The sequence below is a fragment of the Oerskovia jenensis genome (assembly GCF_016907235.1).
Lineage (GTDB): Bacteria > Actinomycetota > Actinomycetes > Actinomycetales > Cellulomonadaceae > Oerskovia > Oerskovia jenensis.
Genome location: NZ_JAFBBO010000001.1, coordinates 2,746,088 through 2,763,465, shown reverse-complemented (window position 1 = coordinate 2,763,465; position 17,378 = coordinate 2,746,088). Strand labels below are relative to the sequence as shown.

Here is a 17,378-nt window from a genome sequence, read left to right as displayed (position 1 = left end):
TGCTGCTGGCCCCGGCACGCACGCTCTCCTCTACCCTGTTTCGCCGTCGTCCTCGCCCTCTTTGTCATGTGCAACGTCATCGTCACCGTCCGCACCCCTGGTCGGCAGCACGGCAGCGTCGATCTGCGCCACCCACGCGTTGAGCTCTGCGACTGCCTCGTCGAGCCCGATGTCGATCTGCGCATCGGCCGCGGCGCGTTCGAAGTCGGTCGGCCAGTGCGGGTGGGCGACCACGACGCATGGCCACGTCCGCTCAGCGCGGCCAAGAGCCTGGGCGTCGCGCGCACGCGCGTCGAAGACGTCCATGACGGCTGCACGAACGCCAGCCAGGTTCTCACCGATGTCGGCGAGGTCGCGAAGCAGCAGCAGGTCGACGAGGTCGCGCGCCCGGTCGTTGGTCGCAGTCGGCGGGTCGTGGGGGTCGGTGCAGGCGTGAATCTTCTGCGCGACCTGATAGCGCATCGCGATGCCCACCATCACAGCGGGGCCCGGCAGCCCGAGCCCCGCCAGCGTGGGCGGTGCGAACGATTCAGGCGCGGCTCCGGCGCCACCTTCATCTGGCGCGATCTCGACCTGGACCCTTCGCCACGTCTTGCCTCTGAGCTCGACGACGACATCGAAGCGGCGCGGCTTGATGACGCGAGTAGGGATCTGAATGACCTCGACGGCGTCTCGCCGTAGCGTCAGGGGGCCCCAGGGCTCGGCGAGCTCGTCATCGAGCTTGGCGAGGAAGTCGTCGATGTCACCGCGGATGAGTCCGTCCACGTCCTTCGTCGCGCGCGTCGGCGCGCTGGGGAGCCGGTATTGCAGCAGGGTCCCACCCTTGAGCAGGAAGTGCGGCTGACCGGTGGCGTCGAGGGCTCGCTGCAGTGCAGCGATGACAACCGTGGACGCAACGAGCCATGCCAAGCGTCCGCCGCGGCTGCCCAAGCGTCTCTCGGCCTGCTGGAGCCAGGAGTTGAGCATGGCGACCGACGCCGGCTCCTTGGTCTTCTCGGGCAGGTCGGCCAGACCAAGGGGCACATCAGCGTTCGGGTGTGTCACGGTTCGTCAGCTTCCTCTGCAGGTCGGCGCTCTCGCTCACGGTGATGCGCCCGGTCTCACGAGCCGTCGTGAGGGCCTGGCGGAGAAGATAGGTCGGGGTGCCGGTCTCGATGCACTGGGCGATCGCAGTCGTGGGTTTCACTGTCGGAATCTGTTCGAACCAGCCGATATGGCGGGGATCGAGGTCCTGGTGGTGGACCTCGATCCCGTCGGCGCCGGCACGTCGGATGCGGTGGCGTCGGGGAACCGTGACGTGGATCCGGTCAGGGTTGACGTCGCCGAGCCCGTAGAGAGCCAGGGCTGTCTCGTGGGACAGAGCGGCCTCGTCCACACCGGTCCACAGCACTGCCAGGTGCAGATCGTCGTACTCACTCACGGGGACGACATTCACGCGATAGACGCCGTGAGCGACCTTCTCCAGGTAGCCGCGCGCGACGAGCTGCTTGAGTGCGTGCGGACTGTGCCCTTCGCGCAGCGCGTCGGCCCGGCGGATGAACCCGTGACGGTCGAAGGCCTCTTCGAGCAGGCGATCGCGGGTGTATGGCATGTCAAAAGGGTACCGCTAGTGGCACCCTTTTGACATTGCCTTGCGGCGAGAGGTCTTGGTCAGGAATCAGAGGAAGAGCGCCGTCGACCTGCCCCGGACGCGCCGGAGGCGGCCCGTCGCGTGAGCGCCCCCCTGCAGGGCTCACGCCACGGGCCGCCTCCGACCCTCACGCCCGTCACGACCCCCATCGACGACCGAGCGTTCACCTGAGCAGAGGAGGGTGGCGTTCGTTTGATACAGAAGGTCGCCGTGACCCGCATCACATTCTGACATCGGGTGTCACCCGCCGCAGCGGGACGGCCCGCCCGGGGCGCCACGAGCACCCCGCACGAGCCGTCCGTCCGCGCAGCCGTCAGCCCAGCAGCGCCTGCCCCAGGAACTCGCCCTCGGCACACCCGGGCGGCACTGCGAACACCGCCGACCCGATCGGCGTGGTCCACTCGTTGAGCAGGTCCACCTCGTCGAGCCGCTGCTGGATCGGCACGAACTGGCGGTCCACGTCGGCCTGGAACGTCACGAACACCAGGCCCGAGCTGCTGAGCGCGCCCGGGTCGGCCGCGACGTCGGGCGCGTCGTCGTAGCTGTACGCGCGCCGCAGGAACCGCTCGGTCGGGTCGTCGGTGCGGGAACGGCGCACGTGCGCCGCGGGCCCGATCACGGTCAGCCCGTGCGGCCCGACCGCGTCGAGGTCCGGCTCGTCGTGCTCACGGTCGCCCGTGAGCGGCGCGCCGTCCACGAGGCGACGCCCCATGACGGCCTCGCGCGTGGACCGGTCGACCTCGTCCCACGTGTCGAGCTCCATGCGGATGCGCCGCACGACCATCGACGTCCCGTCCGCGAGCCACCCGTCCGTGCCGTCCGACCACACGAGCGGGGCGTCCGCGACGGGATCCACGTTCCGGGTCCCGTCGATCTGCCCCATGAGGTTGCGCATGGTCCGGCCCGCGCGCTCGCTCCCGACCGACCGCCGGAAGCCCTTCTGCAGCCACCGCACCGACGCGAAGTCGCGCGCCTCGCGGAGCAGCATCCGGACCGCGTGCGAGACCGTGACCTCGTCGTCGGCGCAGACCTGGAGCACCAGGTCGCCGTCGTTCCAGCGGTCCTCGAGCCGGTCCACGCCGAACGCGGGCAGGGGCCGGAGCCACGCGGGGCGCCGGTCGTCGAGCCCCGCGGCCGTGAAGACCCCGGGGCCGTAGCCGACCGTGACCGTCAGGCGCGCGGGCACCTCGGCGAGCTCGGGCTCGGTGTCGGTCAGGCCGGGACGTCCCTGCGTGAGGCGCGCGACGTCGTCGGTCCAGATCCGCATGAGCCGCACCAGCGCGTCCCGGTCCGTCCCGGGCGCGAGGGTCAGCGCGACGAGCGTCAGGTACGCCTGGGGAGGCGTCTCGACGCCCGCCTGGCGCGGACCGTGGAAGGGCACGCGCAGGTCGCCGTGCAGCGAGGGCTCCCCCGTGCCCGACGGCGCCGCTCCCGTCCCGGGGGCCGTGGCCCTCCCGGCCCACGCACCTCCCGCACCGGCGACCGCGACCGCCCCGGCGGCGGCCCCGCCGACCAGGAACGCACGGCGCGAGACCCTGGGCCGGGACGGGGCCGCTGCGCTCCCGGCGGCCGGGACCGCCTCGGGACGTGGCCCGACGTCAGCCATCGTGGCTCATGTCGTGGCCCTCGTCATGACCCTCGTCGTAGCTCTCCTTGGCGCCCGCGAACGTGCGGGCCGGGGCCGTGACGACGAGCGTGGAGCCGTCGCTCAGCTCGAGCGTGACGTCGTACTCGGCCCCGGGCTCGACCGGTGACGAGAGCTCCATGAGCATGAGGTGGTCGCCGCCCGGCTCGAACGCGCGCTCGCCGCCCGCGGGGATCGTCAGGCCGCCCTCCTTCTCGCGCATGACCATGGCGCCCGAGGCGTCGGTCGCCATCTCATGGATCTGGACCGGGGACAGGTCGGACGTCGCACCGACGACCGTGACGTCCTGGTCGCCGTCGTTGTGCAGGACGGCGAAGGCCGCGGTCATGCCGGACTCGGCGGCCTTGATCCAGGGATCGGTCGCGGTCAGGTGGTCGGCCGCAGTGCCCGCCGGTGCGCTGTCGGACGAGGTGCTCGGGGTGGTTGCGTCCGACGAGGTGCCGGCCGAGGTGGCCGAGCACCCTGCGACCGCGAGCAGCGCGAGCGTCGTGACGGCCGCGCCGAGCAGGGCCGTGCGCCGGGGGCGGACCGAGGTGCGGGACGAGGGAGCGGTGGTGCGTGCAGACATGGTGGTTCCTTCGAGGAGGCCCGGCGTCGTGGCGCGCGAGGGCGGCCCGCGGCGCGGGTCGTGCGGGGTCCGGGCAGGACGGGACGCACGACCGGCGGGTCGCGAGGTCGCCCGGGCGACGACGTCGCCGGGAAAGAGGTGGGGAGGGGTCAGTCCTGCTGCTGCTGGCGGCGACGGACGATCAGCACGGCGACGACCACGACCGCAGCCGCGAGCACCGCGAGCCCGACGAGCAGCGGCACGATCGAGCGCGCCTCGTCGCCGGTCTCGTCGGACGCGTCGGACGCTGCTGCAGTGGTCGCCTCGGTCGTCGTGTCCTCGGTCGCCGACGGCGACACGGCCGCGGGCTCCTCGGTCGCCACGGGTGCGACCGGCTCGGGGGCCGCCGCGACCGCGAACGAGAACGTGCCCTCGATCGGGTGACCGTCCGAGGAGACGACGCGCCACGCGACCGTGTACGTGTCACCGGTCAGCTCGGCGGGCCACGGGAACGTCGCCGAGGTCCCCTCGATCGTGGGGCTGCCCTGCGCGACGACGGTCCCGGCCGTGTCGGTCACGACGACCTGCGGCTCGACCGCGAGAGGCTCGGTGCTGAACGTCATGGTCAGTGCGGCGGGCGCGGCGTCGAGCTGTGCGCCGTCCGCGGGGTCGGAGCTGATGATGCGGTCGTGCGCCTGGGCCGGCGTGGCTCCGACGACGCCGAGCAGCAGGGTCGCCGCCAGCGTGGCCAGGGCCGCGAGCACCGCGACCAGGAGGCGGGCCGAGCGCGGCACCGGGCGCGCGAGGGCGACCGCGTGCGCGCGGTCAGCGGCGGTGGACGGGTGGGGCTGGTTGGTCTGCGAAGACATGGAAGACGCTCTCGATGAGGCGCGGCAGGTGCACGCGCAGGGGGTACCCGGGGACGGCCGGCCTCGTCGATGGTCCGCGCACGAGCACGGACGGGGTCAGGAAGGAAGGGCGACGGGCCGGGCGAGCAGCGGTGGTCCGCGCGTCGTCGGGGTCCGCCGGTGGACCGTCGCCGTACGCGACGGTGCGGGAGCCGGAGCGAGGAGCCGATGTGCGACCGGCAGCGCGGGCAGCAGGTCCGCCAGCGGACCACGGGGCGCGAGCCACGTCAGCAGCAGGCCCAGCGCGCGCTCGCCGTGCGCGACGACCACGGCCACGACGACGGTCGCGAGCACGTGCGCCAGAACCATCCACGCACCTGCCGAGGTCTCGTGCGGAAGGTGCGCGACGCCGTCGGGCAGCAGAGGGGTACCCGCGGCACAGGCCGTGACCTGGCTCGCCGCGGAGAGCCCGGCGTGGCCCGCGTGACCGGCACCGCCGCCGACCGGCGCGCACGACGCGGTCGCGGAGAAGCCCAGCCCGTAGTGCAGCGCGACCTGGCCCGTGCCGAGGACCGCGACGAGCCGGACGAACGTGAGGCGGAAGCGGGCCGCGAACGTCGCGCCGGCCATCGTGAACGCGGCCAGCGCGAGCAGGATCAGCGGGTGCGGGAGCGTGCCACCGCCGACGCGGTGCGCGAGCGCCGCGAGGGCCAGCACCAGGGTCGCGACGAGGCCCGCGCGCGCGACGCGCAAGGGACCGGCGACCTGGGTGAGCACGGGACCACCCTAGCGGGACATGACGCGGCGTCGGATCCGGCTTCCGGAGCCCGGCGGACGGGCCCGCGAACGCGCTCGGACGACCCCCCACGCCACCAGCACCCACCAGACCGTCCAGGACACGCCGACGACGAGGACCGTGCGCGCCTCGTCGACGGCGTTCCCCCTCAGGGCCTGCTCGAGGTCCCCCACCTCCATCACGACCGGCCGCTCGCCCGGCGCCACGACGACGTCGAACGTCCCGTCGTACGCGCTCGCCGGTGGCGCGTCGTGCCAGCCGCGCCCGAGGCCCGTGGTGTCGACGTCGACGGACCGCAGCCGGGCGACGATCCCGGTCGCCTCCCCGGGAATCTCGACCACGGCCTCGGCGCGGTCGAGCGTCGGCCCGCCCCGGCCGCCCGGCTCGACGAGGAAGCGCGCGTCGCGCGCCGTCGCGGGCGTCCCGGAGGCCGAGAGGTCACGGGCCAGCCCCAGGTCGCGCGTGGTCGAGGTCAACGCCACTCCCCCGACCACGCCGACGAGCACGCCGATCCCCAGTGCCGCCCCCAGCCAGGTGTCCAGCCAGCGGGCGCGCCGCCGCCGGAGCTGATCGGCGGGTGAGGCACGGTGCGCCGCGCGGCTCATGTCGCCCCCTGATGATCGTCGTGCCCGGTCGGGGAGAGGATAGAGCGCATGACCACACGCAACAGCATCGCCATCACGAACGGCTACGTCGTCCCCGTCGCCTCCGCACCCCTGGAGAACGCGACCGTGCTCGTCGAGGACGGCGTCATCACGGCCGTCGGCCAGGACGTCGTCGTGCCCGACGGGGTCCGCACGGTCGACGCCGGGGGCCGCTGGGTCCTGCCCGGGTTCGTCGAGTCCCACGGCCACATGGGCGTCATGGAGGAGGCCGAGGGCTGGGCCGGCAACGACACCAACGAGATGACCGACCCCAACGGCGCCGCGCTGCGCGCGCTCGACGCCATCAACATCGAGGACGAGGGCTTCCGCGACGCGCTCGTGGGCGGCGTGACCTCGGCCGTCATCAAGCCCGGCTCGGGCAACCCGATCGGCGGGCAGACCGTCGCGATCAAGACCTGGGGCGGTCGGACCGTCGACGAGCAGGTCATCCGCGAGGCCGTGTCCGTGAAGTCGGCGCTGGGCGAGAACCCCAAGCGCGTCTACGGCGACCAGAAGAAGCTCCCGTCCACGCGCCTGGGCGTCGCGAACGTGATCCGCACAGCGTTCGTCGACGCGCAGAACTACGTCGCCAAGCGCGACGCGGCCGAGGCCAAGGGCGAACCGTTCGACCGCGACCTCGCCAAGGAGACCCTGGGCCGCGTGCTCGCGGGCGAGCTCTACTGGGACCAGCACACGCACCGCGCCGACGACATCGCGACCGCGCTGCGCCTCGCGGACGAGTTCGGCTACAAGCTCGTCATCAACCACGGGACCGACGGCGCCGCGGTCGCGGACGTCCTGGCCGAGCGCGACGTGCCGGTCATCTTCGGCCCCCTGATCACCTCGCGGTCCAAGATCGAGCTCCGCAACCGCGACATCGCCAACCTCGGGGCGCTCGCCCGCGCCGGGGTGCGCGTCGCGATCACGACCGACCACCCCGTGGTGCCCATCAACTTCCTGGTGCACCAGGCGTCGCTCGCCGTGAAGGAGGGGCTGGACCGCGACGTCGCGATCCAGGCGCTCACGACCAACCCGGCCGCGTTCCTGGGCCTCGACGACCGGGTCGGGTCGCTGCGCCCCGGGCTCGACGGCGACGTCGTGATCTGGTCGGGCGACCCGCTGGAGGTGACCTCGCGCGCCGAGAACGTGTTCGTGACCGGCACCGAGGTCTACACGTGGGACCGCTCGGCAGCCGGCGGTCGCGGTGCGGGCACGGTCGTGGAGCGCGGAGAGCGCTTCGCGGACTGACCCCGAGCAACCCGGTGGTGCCGAACCCGAGGTACGGCACCACCGGGTTCGCCTGGGTCAGTGGTGGAACCCCTTGCTCACGGCCTCGACAGGCATGGGCGACTCGAGCGCGTCGAGGAACGCGATCTCGGCCCGGATGTCGTCGAGCAGGCTGCCCGCCAGGTCACGGCTCAGACCGTTGCGCACCACGATCCGCTGGACCGTCAGGTTCTCGAGGTCCACGGGCATGGGGTAGGAGGGCAGGAGCCATCCCTTGGTCCGCAGCCGTTCGGACAGGTGGTAGAGCGTCCACTTGTCGGTGTACCCCTCCTTGAGGCTCCACGCGAAGACCGGGATGTCGCTCCCGTCGTTCCACAGGTCGAACTGCGGCATCTTCGCGATCTCGCCCGAGAGGTAGAGCGCGACGTCCTGCGACGCCTTCTGCACCTTGTGGTAGCCGTCGTAGCCGAGGCGCAGGAACAGGTAGTACTGGAGCAGCACCTGCGAGCCCGGCCGGGAGAAGTTCAGCGCGAACGTCGGCATGTCCCCGCCCAGGTAGCTCACCGAGAAGACGAGGTCCTCGGGCAGCGCGGCCTCGTCCCGCCAGACGACCCACCCGAGCCCGGGGTACACGAGCCCGTACTTGTGGGCCGAGGTGTTGATCGACGCCACACGGTCGACCCGGAAGTCCCACACGAGGTCCGGCTGGAGGAAGGGCGCGATCATGGCTCCCGACGCGCCGTCGACGTGGATCGGGACGTCGAGCCCCGTCGCGGCCTGGATCTCGTCGAGCGCGGCCGAGATCTGCTCGACGGGCTCGTAGGCCCCCGTGTACGTGACCCCGAGGATCGCGACGACCCCGATGGTGTTCTCGTCGACGTACTTCTCGAGCTCGAACCCGTCGAGCACCTTGTGCTCGAGCGAGATGGGGACGTAACGGGCCTCGACGTCCCAGTAGTTGCAGAACTTCTCCCAGCAGACCTGGACCGCGCTCGAGAGCACCAGGTTGGGCTTCTCGGTCGACTTCCCGGCGGCCCGGCGCGCGTGCTGCCACCGGCGCTTGAGCGCGAGGCCGCCCAGCATGGCCGCCTCGGAGGACCCGATGGTCGAGGTCCCGATCGTCGTCGCCGGGTCGGGGGCGTTCCACAGGTCGCCGAGGATCTTCCAGCACCGGGTCTCGATCGCGGCGGTCGCCGGGTACTCGTCCTTGTCGATCATGTTCTTGTCGGCGGTCTCGGCGTTGAGCCGCTGCGCGTAGGGGTCCATCCACGTGCCGACGAACGTCGCGAGGTTGAGGCGCGCGTTCCCGTCGAGCATCGCCTCGTCGTGGACGATCTGATAGGCCGTCTCGGGGAACGACTCCCCCGGCGGCAGGACGTTGCGAGGGAGCTCCGTGGCCTCCCCCGGCCGGGAGAACAAGGGGTTCATGGCGACGACGTCGCGGTCCTCGGACGGTGCGCCGCGGGTAGATCCGGACATGTGCGTTCCTCTGGCAGGGCGGGGGCGGGTCGGTCGGCACGCCCACCGGGTGGGTCGACGCGGTCGTGCCGCCGCTCCCAGCCCGCTCCCTCCACGGTAGGTCGGCAGTCCGCCGAGCGCCTGGCGAGCCCCGGCCGACGAGCCTAGGCGACACGTGTTGCCAAACTATTGGCACGGGCGTACCGTCAAAGTGTCAGCACGTTCCGTCGTCCCGACGAGCGGCCGCACCACCCGCCAGGCAGCCACCAGGCCCCCGAAGGAGGCGACATGGACCCCCGCACCGAACGCACCACCGCAGCCCTGCGCACCGCAGTCCTCGAGCTCGCCGCCGAGCAGGACATCGACGAGCTCACGGTCTCGCAGGTCTCTGCCCACGCCGGGATCAACCGCGCCACGTTCTACGACTACGCGAGCAACCCCGCGGACCTGCTCACGACCATCCTGCGCACCGAGCTCGACGCGATCCGCAGCGACTTCCTCGCGGCCGCGCAGGGCCTGTCCCCCGACCCCGCCGCGGGCCCCGACGCGCGCCCGCGCACCGACCCCCGGCAGCTCGTCGACACCATCACGCAGGCGATCGTCGGCCACGTCGACACGCACACGTCGATCTACGAGCGCGCCCTCGAGGGAGGACTGAGCGCTCCCCTGTTCCGCCTGCTCGCGGAGCACTTCTCCGACACCCTGCGCACGTTCCTGCTGGACCAGCCGCACCTCATGCCCGTGCCGTGCGACGCCGAGCAGACCGAGGTCGAGCAGGCCGCCCGCGCGTACGCCTGCTACGTCGCGCTCGGCTCGGTCGGCGCCCTCGAGGCGTGGCTCGCGACCCCGTCCCCCCGTGACCCGGACTTCTTCCCCCGGATCACCCGCACCTCGCTCGCCCCCTGGTGGACCGCGCCGAACTGACCCGACGCGACCACCCGCCCCGGCGAGCCGCACCACACACCGCACGCTCCGCCGTCGGGCACCCCGAACGGGCGCCCCGACCCCGGGCACACCGAAAGGAGGCCCCACCATGGGCCGTGTCTTCAACAAGGTCGCCATCGTCACCGGAGGAACCGGAGGCATGGGCGTGACCCACGCCAAGGCGCTCGTCGCCGAGGGCGCGAAGGTCGTCGTCGCGGACCTCGACGACGCCAAGGGCGAGGCGCTCGTCGCCGAGCTCGGCGAGAACGCCGCCTACGTCCACCTCGACGTGACCAAGGAGGAGGACTGGGCTGCGGCCGTCGCGTTCACGCTCGAGACGTTCGGGCGCATCGACGTCCTCGTGAACAACGCGGGCATCGCGAACGCCGCCGGCATCACCGAGTTCACGCCCGCCATGTGGCGCCAGATCATCGACATCAACCTCACGGGCACGTTCCTGGGGATCCACGCGGTCTCGCCCGTCATGGCCCGTGCCGGGCGCGGGTCGATCATCAACATCTCGTCGGTCGAGGGCATGCGCGGCAGCGCGGGCCTGCACGGGTACGTCGCGTCGAAGTTCGGCGTGCGCGGCCTCACCAAGTCGGTGGCCCTGGACCTCGGGCCGTCGGGCGTGCGCGTGAACTCGGTCCACCCGGGCTTCATCAAGACGCCCATGACGGAGAAGATCAGCTCGGACGACCTCCACATCCCCCTGGGTCGCGCGGCCGAGCCCGAGGAGGTCTCGCAGCTCGTGCTGTTCCTCGCGAGCGACGAGTCGAGCTACTCGACCGGGTCGGAGTTCATCGTCGACGGCGGCCTCATCGCGGGCGTGCCGCACAAGTAGGGCAGCACCGCGCCGGTCGCGGCGAGGCAGGCCTGCGGGTCTACCTCGCCGCACGGCCCGCCGACGCGCAGTCGATGCACTGCCGGGCCGTCGGGCGCGCGTCCAGGCGCGCCTCCCCGACCGGTCGGCCGCACGTCTCGCACGTCCCGTACGTCCCCGCGTCGAGGCGTCCGAGCGCTGCCTCGGCCTCGGCGGACTGCTGCTCGGCCAGGCGCTGCAGCGCACCGACCTGCGCGCGCTCGAACGCGATCGTCGCACCGTCGGGGTCGTGCTCGTCGTCGGCGTTCGAGTCCTTGGACGCCTCGACGATCCCGGCCACCTCACCGCGCAACGCCTCACGCCGCGCCTGGGCCTCGGCGCGCAGGGCGACCAACCGCGCGCGCACGACGGCGTCACGCGCCTCGCGCTCGCGAGGTGCGGCGGGCGCGCTCGTCTCCCCGCCGACGGGGTTGCCGGTGTCGGTCATCGTCAGGTCCAACGCGGGAGCCCTGCCCACGCTTCCCGGTGCGCGCCGGTGGCGGCCGACCGGGCGATCGTCCGCCGCGCGGCCTGTCGGTCCCCCGTGCGACGATCGGCGCGTGCCCGTCGTCGAGTCCTCCGTGGTCGGCCCCGTGGATCCCGGGGCCGCGTTCGCGGTCTCGCAGACCACGGGCGAGACCGTCTGCGCTGGTTCTCGCCCTCGCCGGGCCGTGACGTCGGACACCTCGACCAGCCCGCGACCAGGGCGGTCCGGCGCTACGGCGTCACGTGTCGCTCCGGATGGCTCGCGTCCGTCGCCGAGCTCCTCGGCTCGTGGCTCCCGGGCCGCGGCGTCCGCCGCCGGATCGACGGTTTCGCGCGTGGTTGCGCGGACCCCGTGGGCGTCGCGGTGGTGCGCGGACCAGCTTCGCCGCCTTCCCGGGACCCCGGCCGGGCCTGCTCCGAACGGGCCTCCCCGATCACCGGCGACGCCCCGCCCGGCACCCGAATCCCCAGGTCACGGCCGAGGTCACGGTCCGGCATCGCGCATGACAGGACTCGGTCCGGGATGGAAGAGTGAAAGCCGGTTTCGCGCGAACCGCACAGTTTCCCCCCAGCGCCCCCGCATCTCGAAGAGGTAGACCCATGAGCACCGCGATCTTCTACGACCGCCACGGCGGGGTCGACGTCCTGCGCGTCGGCGACGAGTCCGTGCCGGCCCCCGGTGAGGGCGAGCTCGTCGTCGCGAACCGCGTGATCGGGGTCAACCCGGCGGACGTCAAGAAGCTGGCCGGCGACTTCGGCGGCAGCGACGAGTTCCCGCAGGTGCTCGGGTTCGAGGCGGCGGGCGTCGTGGAGGCCGTCGGCGAGGGCGTCGAGGGCTTCGCGGTGGGCGACGAGGTCGTGTGGAGCGGCACGGGCGCGCAGCGCGAGAGGTCGGTCGTCAAGGCGTCGAAGGCCAAGGTCAAGCCTGCGAACGTGTCGTTCGAGCAGGCTGCGGTGCTGCCGGTCGCGGCCTCGGCGGCGTTCTCGGCGCTGGTCCAGGCCGGTGTCGGCGACCAGGACGTCGTGCTGGTCCACGGGGCGTCGGGCGGCGTGGGCTCGGCCGCGGTGCAGATCGCGAAGGCGCTGGGCGCGCGCGTCGTCGGGACGGCGTCCGAGCGCAACCACGACTACGTGCGGGACCTGGGCGCGACGCCCGTCGCGTACGGCGCGGGGCTCGTGGACGCGGTCCGTGCGCTCCCGGACGGGCTCGCGGACGTGACCGCGGTCCTCGACACAGTCGGCTCCCCGGAGACTGTCGCGCAGACGGTCGAGCTCCTGGGCGCCGACGGCCTCGAGCGTGACGGGAAGCCGCGCGCGGTGACCCTGGTCGAGTCGCAGGAGTCGCTCGCCGCGGGCCTCGCGTCCAAGGTGTCGCAGAAGGGGGCTCTCGCGGAGGTCCTCGCGCTCGCCGAGGCGGAGCTGCTCTCGTCGGAGATCTCGGCGCGCTTCCCGCTGGCCGAGGCGGCCCGCGCCGTCGAGCAGGTCGCGGGCGGCCACGTGCGCGGCAAGGTCGTCCTGGAGGTCTGACGGCGTCGCCCCGGGGGACGCCCGCGCGGGCGTGGGTGGGCCGTGGTTCGCTGGGTGCCATGCCGCCCAGCCCCACCGTGCCCGACGACGCCGCTCACCTCGCCCGGGTGCGTCGCCTCGCGCTCGCGTTCCCCGGCGCCGAGGAGCGCGTGTCGCACGGGCGCGTGACGTTCCGCGCCCGGCTGATCTTCGCGGTCTTCAGCGGCATGACGAAGGCGACCGACTCGGCGCCGGTCCGGCAGTACCCGCGCTCGGTCCTCGTGAAGGTGGACCCCGCGGAGCACGCGGCCCTGTCGCAGGACCCACGGTTCTACGTGCCCGCGTACTACGGTCCGGCGGGATGGCTCGGGCTCGACCTCGACGCCGCCCCGGTCGACTGGCAGGAGGTCGCGGAGCTGCTCGACATGTCCTACCGGGAGGTCGCGGGGCCGCGGCTCGTGGCCCGGCTCGACGCCGAGGGGTCCCCGGCCGGGCGGTAGCCCCACGCGGCGGGACCCCCACGGCGGCCCCGGCGGGCCGGTGACCGGCACCCCCGTACCGTCCCCACCGGCACCTCAGCGGGACGCGGCGGGAAGCCGCCCGGCGTAGCGTGGCCGCATGGTCGGCGACGGGAGGTCCGGAGGGACCCCGGAGGCTCCGTGGGGTCCGCCGTGGCACCGCGCGCGGCCGTCCGGCCCGTGGTCGTGGTCCGCCGGCGAGGGCGACGGTGCCGGTGCCGGTGCCGGTGCCGGTGCCGATGTGAGCGCGAGCGACCCGCGCAGCGGCCCGCTCGACCACCGGCGACCCCGCCTGTTCCTCGCGATCGTCACGGCCCTGGTCGCGGTGGTCGGCACGCTGGGCGCGGCGCACGGCCAGCCCGGCGCCCAGCCCCTCGACCCTCTCGCCCTCGCGCTGCTGCTGGTCCCGCCCGTGGTCCTCGCGACGATCCCTCGACACCACCTCCTGGCGGTCTCCCTGAGCCTCGCCGCGACGGGCACCTTCCTGCTGCTCGGCTACCCCTGGGGGCCGGTCTTCGTCCCGACGGTCGCGGTCCTCGCGGGCGTGATGCTCGCCGGGCCGGCGGCGCACGGGCGGGTCGTGGCCTGGTCCGGGGTCGTGGTGCTCGCGGGGATCACGACGGTCGCGGCGACGCTCCGGGGCGGCCCGCCTTCGGTCGCTCTGCTCGGTGGGCTGGCGTGGACGGTCGTCGCGCTCCTCGCGGCGGGGGGTGTGCGGGGCAGGGTCGCGCGCCTGGCGGCGTTGCGCGCGGCCCGCCGCGAGCACGACGTCAACGCCGTGACGGCCGAGCGGCTGCGCATCGCCCGCGAGCTGCACGACGTGCTGGCGCACTCGCTGTCCGCGATCACCGTGCAGGCGGGGGTGGGGTTGCACCTCCTGGATCGCGATCCCGAGCAGGCGCGCGCAGCCCTCACGGCGATCCGTGCCACGAGCCGCGAGTCGCTCGACGAGGTCCGCGCGGTGCTCGGCATCGTGCGTGCCGAGGGCGGCGAGGCGCCCCGCTCCCCCTCGTGGGACCTCGCGTCGCTCCCCCGGCTGGTCGAGCAGGTGCCGGGAGTCGTGGTCGACCTCTCGGTCGAGGACGCCGCGCACGACGCCTCACCACGCCTCGCCGGGATCGTCTACCGCGTCGTCCAGGAGTCGCTCACGAACGCGCAGCGGCACGCGGCCGGCGCCACGCGCGTGGTCGTCGAGGTCCGGGTCACCGGCACGGGCCCGTCCCGCACCCTGGTCGTCACGGTGTCCGACGACGGAGCGCCCCTCCCGGGCCGGGCGGCGGACACGTCGTGGCCGCGCGGGGACGACGACCGGGTGCCCGAGGGATACGGCCTGCGGGGCATGCGCGAGCGCGTGACCGACGCGGGCGGGTCGCTCACGGCCGGCCCCCGGCCCCCCGCCGGGTTCGTCGTCGAGGCGAGGATCCCGTGGGAGGCGCGCGACGCCGTCGGGCAGGAGACGGGCGACGTGCCCCCACCGGCGCACGGACCGCCTCTCGACGAGACCGCGCGCCCCCGCGCGGCGACCGACGACCCACCACCCCCGCACCAGGAGCGCCCATGATCCGCGTCGTGCTGGCCGACGACCAGAGGCTCGTGCGCGGCGGCTTCCGCGCCCTCATCGACTCCGAGCCGGACCTCGAGGTCGTCGGCGAGGCCGCGACGGGTGACGACGCCGTGCGGCTCGCGCTCGACCTGCTGCCCGACGTCGTGCTCATGGACGTCCGCATGCCCGGCCTCGACGGGCTCGAGGCGACCCGACGGATCGTGGCGGACCCGGCGGCGTCGGGCGTGCACGTGGTGGTGGTGACGACGTTCGAGCTCGACGAGTACGTGACCGAGGCGATCCGCGGCGGCGCGAGCGGGTTCCTCGTCAAGGACACCGAGCCCGCGGACCTCGTGCGCGCGGTGCGGGTCGCGGCGGGCGGCGACGCGCTGCTCTCCCCGACCGTGACGCGGCGGCTGCTCGCGCGCGTGGCCGACGCGACGCGCGACGTCGACCCCCTGCCCGGGCTCGCGGACCTCACGCCGCGCGAGCACGAGGTGCTCGTCGAGGTCGCGGGCGGACTGTCCAACGAGGAGATCGCGCGGGCCCTGTACCTGTCGGAGTCGACCGTCAAGACGCACGTCTCGCGCGTCATGACCAAGCTGCGGGCGCGCGACCGGGCGCAGCTCGTGGTCGCGGCGTACGAGGCGGGGATCGTGCGGCCGGGCTGGGCGGGGCCCACGTCCTAGGGCGCCCAGGCTGGCGAGGACGGTACCAGCGGGGTACCCGGGAGACATCCCCGGGCCGACGACGTGGCGCGGAACGCGCGGGAGCCTGGAGACGAGGCCGCACCCGGCGGCCGGACGCGGCGACCCGTCACCCGTCACCAGCCCCTCCAGGAGGCCCCCATGCTCACGACCCTCACGACAGCCACGACCGACGTCCTCGCCCACGGCGGTGCGGGCTGGGGCCCCGGGCCGTGGTGGTTCGTCTTCCCGCTGCTGTGGTTCGCGCTGTTCGCCACGGTGATCTTCCTGTTCGCGCGTCGCGCACGACGCGGCGGACCGTGGGGGCACCCCGGCGGGCCGGGCGCGTGGCGCGGCGGCACCGACCCCGTCTCGATCCTCGGCGAGCGCTACGCGCGCGGCGAGATCGACGAGACCGAGTACCGCCAGCGCCTCGAGGTGCTCACGCCCAAGGACCGCTGACCCCTCCCGGGAAACACTGAGTGCGGAGTAGTTGTCGTCGATACGTCGTATCGACGACAACTACTCCGCACTCAGCGGGAGGCGGGTGGGACGTGGCGTCAGCGCGTCCCGACCAGCTCCTCGTCGGCGGCCGAGGCCGCAGGCTTGTCGGACGCGTTCGCGGTCGACGGGTCGGCCTCGGACGCGAGCGCGGACTCGTTCGACTCATCCTCGTCGTCCGTGAACAGGTCCTCGACGTTCACGCCGTCGTACTGCTCGACGTCGAGGATGCCCTCACGCTTGGCGACGACGGTCGGCACGAGCACCTGGCCCGCGACGTTGACCGCGGTGCGGCCCATGTCGAGGATCGGGTCGATCGCGAGCAGCAGGCCGACGCCCGCGAGCGGCAGGCCCAGCGTCGAGAGCGTCAGCGTGAGCATCACGATCGCGCCGGTCAGGCCGGCGGTCGCCGCCGAACCCACGACGGACACGAACGCGATGAGCAGGTAGTCCGTGAAGGACAGGTCGATCCCGAAGAGCTGGGCGATGAAGATCGCGGAGATCGCCGGGTAGATCGAGGCGCAACCGTCCATCTTGGTCGTCGCGGCGAGCGGCACCGCGAACGACGCGTACTCGCGCGGGACGCCCAGGTTCCGCTCGGTCACGCGCTGCGTGACGGGCAGCGTGCCGATCGAGGAGCGCGAGACGAACGCGAGCTGGATCGCGGGCCACGCGCCCTTGAAGTAGCTCGTGATCTTCAGGCCGTTGGTCCGCAGGATCACGGGGTAGACGACGAACAGCACGAGCGCGAGACCGATGTAGATCGCGGCGGCGAACGTCGCGAGCGGCGCCAGGAGGTCCCACCCGTAGGTCGCGACCGCGTAACCGATGAGGCCCAGCGTGCCCAGCGGCGCGAGGCGGATGATCCACCACAGGACGGTCTGGATGATCGAGAGCGCCGAGCGGTTGAACGCGAGGAACGGGTCGGCCTTCTTGCCCGACTTGAGCGCCGCGATGCCGATGACCAGCGCGATGACAACGATCTGCAGCACGTTGAACGAGATCGAGGTCGTGGCTCCTGTGACCGCCCCCTCGGCCGACTCGAGGCGGGTGCCCGCGCCGATGCCCAGGAAGTTGCCCGGGATGAACCCGTTGAGGAAGTCGAGCCACGAGCCCGACTTGCCCGGCTCGCTGCCGTCGGCGGCCGACAGCGTCGTGTTGGCGCCCGGCTGGAGCACGAGGCCCAGGCCGATGCCGATCACCACGGAGATCAGCGCCGTGATGGCGAACCACAGGATCGTCTGGCCCGCGAGGCGCGCGGCGTTGGTGACGTTCCGCAGGTTCGCGATCGACGCGACGATCGCGGTGAACACGAGCGGCGGGACGATCGCCTTGAGCAGCGTCACGAACGACGAGCCGATCGTGTCGAGCGTCGTGGTCAGCCAGTTCGGGACCTCGTCGGGGGTTCCGGCGCCGGACGCGGGGCCCATCGACAGCGCGGCCCAGCCGAGCAGCACGCCCAGCACGAGCGCGACGAGGATCTGGACCGTGAAGGACGGCGCCTTGAAGCGGCGCACGGGCGCGGGGGCGCCGTTCACGGACTTCTCCGGCGTGGCG

Annotated in this window: 18 protein-coding genes; 8 read left to right on the top strand and 10 right to left on the bottom strand. The window is 73.2% G+C overall.

Annotation, left to right across the window (positions count from 1 at the left end; genetic code table 11):
• Positions 1-30: 30 nt before the first annotated feature.
• The 7 genes from JOD49_RS12470 to JOD49_RS12440 form a co-directional block, all read right to left on the bottom strand.
• A complete protein-coding gene (locus JOD49_RS12470; RefSeq protein WP_205307470.1) occupies positions 31-1,044 on the bottom strand; it encodes a nucleotidyl transferase AbiEii/AbiGii toxin family protein in 1,014 nt (337 codons plus the stop codon).
• Positions 1,025-1,591, bottom strand: coding sequence for a type IV toxin-antitoxin system AbiEi family antitoxin domain-containing protein (locus tag JOD49_RS12465; protein WP_205307469.1), 567 nt, complete (start codon positions 1,589-1,591; stop codon positions 1,025-1,027). Before JOD49_RS12465 ends, JOD49_RS12470 begins: the two co-directional genes overlap by 20 nt.
• 352 nt (positions 1,592-1,943) lie before the next feature.
• The gene (locus JOD49_RS12460; RefSeq protein WP_205307468.1) at positions 1,944-3,236 is read right to left on the bottom strand and encodes a Dyp-type peroxidase; all 1,293 of its coding nucleotides are present in this window, start codon (positions 3,234-3,236) and stop codon (positions 1,944-1,946) included.
• Positions 3,229-3,843, bottom strand: a complete 615-nt coding sequence (locus JOD49_RS12455) for a copper chaperone PCu(A)C (RefSeq protein ID WP_205307467.1) — start codon at positions 3,841-3,843, stop codon at positions 3,229-3,231. The genes JOD49_RS12460 and JOD49_RS12455 overlap by 8 nt, the downstream gene beginning before the upstream one ends.
• Before the next feature lie 149 nt (positions 3,844-3,992).
• Entirely contained in the window at positions 3,993-4,691 is a 699-nt protein-coding gene (locus JOD49_RS12450; protein WP_205307466.1) for a copper resistance CopC family protein, read from the bottom strand.
• A gap of 96 nt (positions 4,692-4,787) precedes the next feature.
• On the bottom strand, positions 4,788-5,447 hold the full coding sequence (locus tag JOD49_RS12445; RefSeq protein WP_205307465.1) for a hypothetical protein: 660 nt from the start codon (positions 5,445-5,447) through the stop codon (positions 4,788-4,790).
• A gap of 9 nt (positions 5,448-5,456) precedes the next feature.
• Positions 5,457-6,071 (bottom strand): hypothetical protein, encoded by a 615-nt coding sequence (locus JOD49_RS12440; protein ID WP_205307464.1) that lies wholly within the window; start codon positions 6,069-6,071, stop codon positions 5,457-5,459.
• Between the two features lie 48 nt (positions 6,072-6,119).
• Here JOD49_RS12440 and JOD49_RS12435 point away from each other — a divergent pair, with 48 nt between their 5' ends.
• Positions 6,120-7,358 (top strand): amidohydrolase, encoded by a 1,239-nt coding sequence (locus tag JOD49_RS12435; protein ID WP_205307463.1) that lies wholly within the window; start codon positions 6,120-6,122, stop codon positions 7,356-7,358.
• 57 nt (positions 7,359-7,415) lie between these two features.
• On the opposite strand, the gene gad is transcribed toward JOD49_RS12435, so the two are convergent.
• The gene (gene gad / locus JOD49_RS12430) at positions 7,416-8,816 is read right to left on the bottom strand and encodes a glutamate decarboxylase (RefSeq protein WP_205307462.1); all 1,401 of its coding nucleotides are present in this window, start codon (positions 8,814-8,816) and stop codon (positions 7,416-7,418) included.
• A gap of 267 nt (positions 8,817-9,083) precedes the next feature.
• Here gad and JOD49_RS12425 point away from each other — a divergent pair, with 267 nt between their 5' ends.
• Together JOD49_RS12425 and JOD49_RS12420 are read left to right on the top strand one after the other, a co-directional pair.
• Positions 9,084-9,719 (top strand): TetR/AcrR family transcriptional regulator, encoded by a 636-nt coding sequence (locus tag JOD49_RS12425; RefSeq protein ID WP_205307461.1) that lies wholly within the window; start codon positions 9,084-9,086, stop codon positions 9,717-9,719.
• 109 nt (positions 9,720-9,828) lie between these two features.
• Positions 9,829-10,563 carry a glucose 1-dehydrogenase gene (locus tag JOD49_RS12420; RefSeq protein WP_205307460.1) on the top strand — a complete coding sequence of 245 codons (735 nt, stop codon included), beginning with the start codon at positions 9,829-9,831 and terminating at the stop codon, positions 10,561-10,563.
• Between the two features lie 40 nt (positions 10,564-10,603).
• Here JOD49_RS12420 and JOD49_RS12415 read toward each other — a convergent pair whose 3' ends face one another.
• Positions 10,604-11,029, bottom strand: a complete 426-nt coding sequence (locus JOD49_RS12415) for a TraR/DksA family transcriptional regulator (RefSeq protein WP_205307459.1) — start codon at positions 11,027-11,029, stop codon at positions 10,604-10,606.
• A gap of 638 nt (positions 11,030-11,667) precedes the next feature.
• On the opposite strand from JOD49_RS12415, the gene JOD49_RS12410 reads away from it, so the two are divergent.
• The 5 genes from JOD49_RS12410 to JOD49_RS12390 all read left to right on the top strand — a co-directional run bounded on the left by JOD49_RS12410 (position 11,668) and on the right by JOD49_RS12390 (position 15,782).
• Positions 11,668-12,594 carry a quinone oxidoreductase family protein gene (locus JOD49_RS12410; RefSeq protein WP_205307458.1) on the top strand — a complete coding sequence of 309 codons (927 nt, stop codon included), beginning with the start codon at positions 11,668-11,670 and terminating at the stop codon, positions 12,592-12,594.
• A 59-nt stretch (positions 12,595-12,653) separates the two neighbouring features.
• Positions 12,654-13,073, top strand: coding sequence for an MmcQ/YjbR family DNA-binding protein (locus tag JOD49_RS12405; RefSeq protein WP_205307457.1), 420 nt, complete (start codon positions 12,654-12,656; stop codon positions 13,071-13,073).
• Between the two features lie 259 nt (positions 13,074-13,332).
• On the top strand, positions 13,333-14,652 hold the full coding sequence (locus JOD49_RS12400) for a sensor histidine kinase (RefSeq protein WP_205307456.1): 1,320 nt from the start codon (positions 13,333-13,335) through the stop codon (positions 14,650-14,652).
• Positions 14,649-15,323, top strand: coding sequence for a response regulator (locus JOD49_RS12395; RefSeq protein ID WP_205307455.1), 675 nt, complete (start codon positions 14,649-14,651; stop codon positions 15,321-15,323). The genes JOD49_RS12400 and JOD49_RS12395 overlap by 4 nt, the downstream gene beginning before the upstream one ends.
• A 159-nt stretch (positions 15,324-15,482) precedes the next feature.
• Positions 15,483-15,782: an SHOCT domain-containing protein gene (locus JOD49_RS12390; protein ID WP_205307454.1), complete on the top strand. Its 300-nt coding sequence runs from the start codon at positions 15,483-15,485 to the stop codon at positions 15,780-15,782.
• A gap of 98 nt (positions 15,783-15,880) precedes the next feature.
• Here JOD49_RS12390 and JOD49_RS12385 read toward each other — a convergent pair whose 3' ends face one another.
• Positions 15,881-17,359 (bottom strand): dicarboxylate/amino acid:cation symporter, encoded by a 1,479-nt coding sequence (locus JOD49_RS12385; protein ID WP_307822688.1) that lies wholly within the window; start codon positions 17,357-17,359, stop codon positions 15,881-15,883.
• Positions 17,360-17,378 lie beyond the last annotated feature (19 nt).

Excerpts from the sequence above, each read along its gene's own strand:
- JOD49_RS12450 (WP_205307466.1), bottom strand. The coding sequence starts at position 4,691 with ATGTCTTCGCAGACCAACCAGCCCCACCCGTCCACCGCCGCTGACCGC.
- JOD49_RS12455 (WP_205307467.1), bottom strand. The coding sequence starts at position 3,843 with ATGTCTGCACGCACCACCGCTCCCTCGTCCCGCACCTCGGTCCGCCCC.
- JOD49_RS12395 (WP_205307455.1), top strand. The coding sequence starts at position 14,649 with ATGATCCGCGTCGTGCTGGCCGACGACCAGAGGCTCGTGCGCGGCGGC.
- JOD49_RS12415 (WP_205307459.1), bottom strand. The coding sequence starts at position 11,029 with ATGACCGACACCGGCAACCCCGTCGGCGGGGAGACGAGCGCGCCCGCC.
- JOD49_RS12460 (WP_205307468.1), bottom strand. The coding sequence starts at position 3,236 with ATGGCTGACGTCGGGCCACGTCCCGAGGCGGTCCCGGCCGCCGGGAGC.
- JOD49_RS12435 (WP_205307463.1), top strand. The coding sequence starts at position 6,120 with ATGACCACACGCAACAGCATCGCCATCACGAACGGCTACGTCGTCCCC.
- gad (WP_205307462.1), bottom strand. The coding sequence starts at position 8,816 with ATGTCCGGATCTACCCGCGGCGCACCGTCCGAGGACCGCGACGTCGTC.
- JOD49_RS12425 (WP_205307461.1), top strand. The coding sequence starts at position 9,084 with ATGGACCCCCGCACCGAACGCACCACCGCAGCCCTGCGCACCGCAGTC.
- JOD49_RS12465 (WP_205307469.1), bottom strand. The coding sequence starts at position 1,591 with ATGCCATACACCCGCGATCGCCTGCTCGAAGAGGCCTTCGACCGTCAC.
- JOD49_RS12410 (WP_205307458.1), top strand. The coding sequence starts at position 11,668 with ATGAGCACCGCGATCTTCTACGACCGCCACGGCGGGGTCGACGTCCTG.
- JOD49_RS12440 (WP_205307464.1), bottom strand. The coding sequence starts at position 6,071 with ATGAGCCGCGCGGCGCACCGTGCCTCACCCGCCGATCAGCTCCGGCGG.
- JOD49_RS12420 (WP_205307460.1), top strand. The coding sequence starts at position 9,829 with ATGGGCCGTGTCTTCAACAAGGTCGCCATCGTCACCGGAGGAACCGGA.
- JOD49_RS12405 (WP_205307457.1), top strand. The coding sequence starts at position 12,654 with ATGCCGCCCAGCCCCACCGTGCCCGACGACGCCGCTCACCTCGCCCGG.
- JOD49_RS12390 (WP_205307454.1), top strand. The coding sequence starts at position 15,483 with ATGCTCACGACCCTCACGACAGCCACGACCGACGTCCTCGCCCACGGC.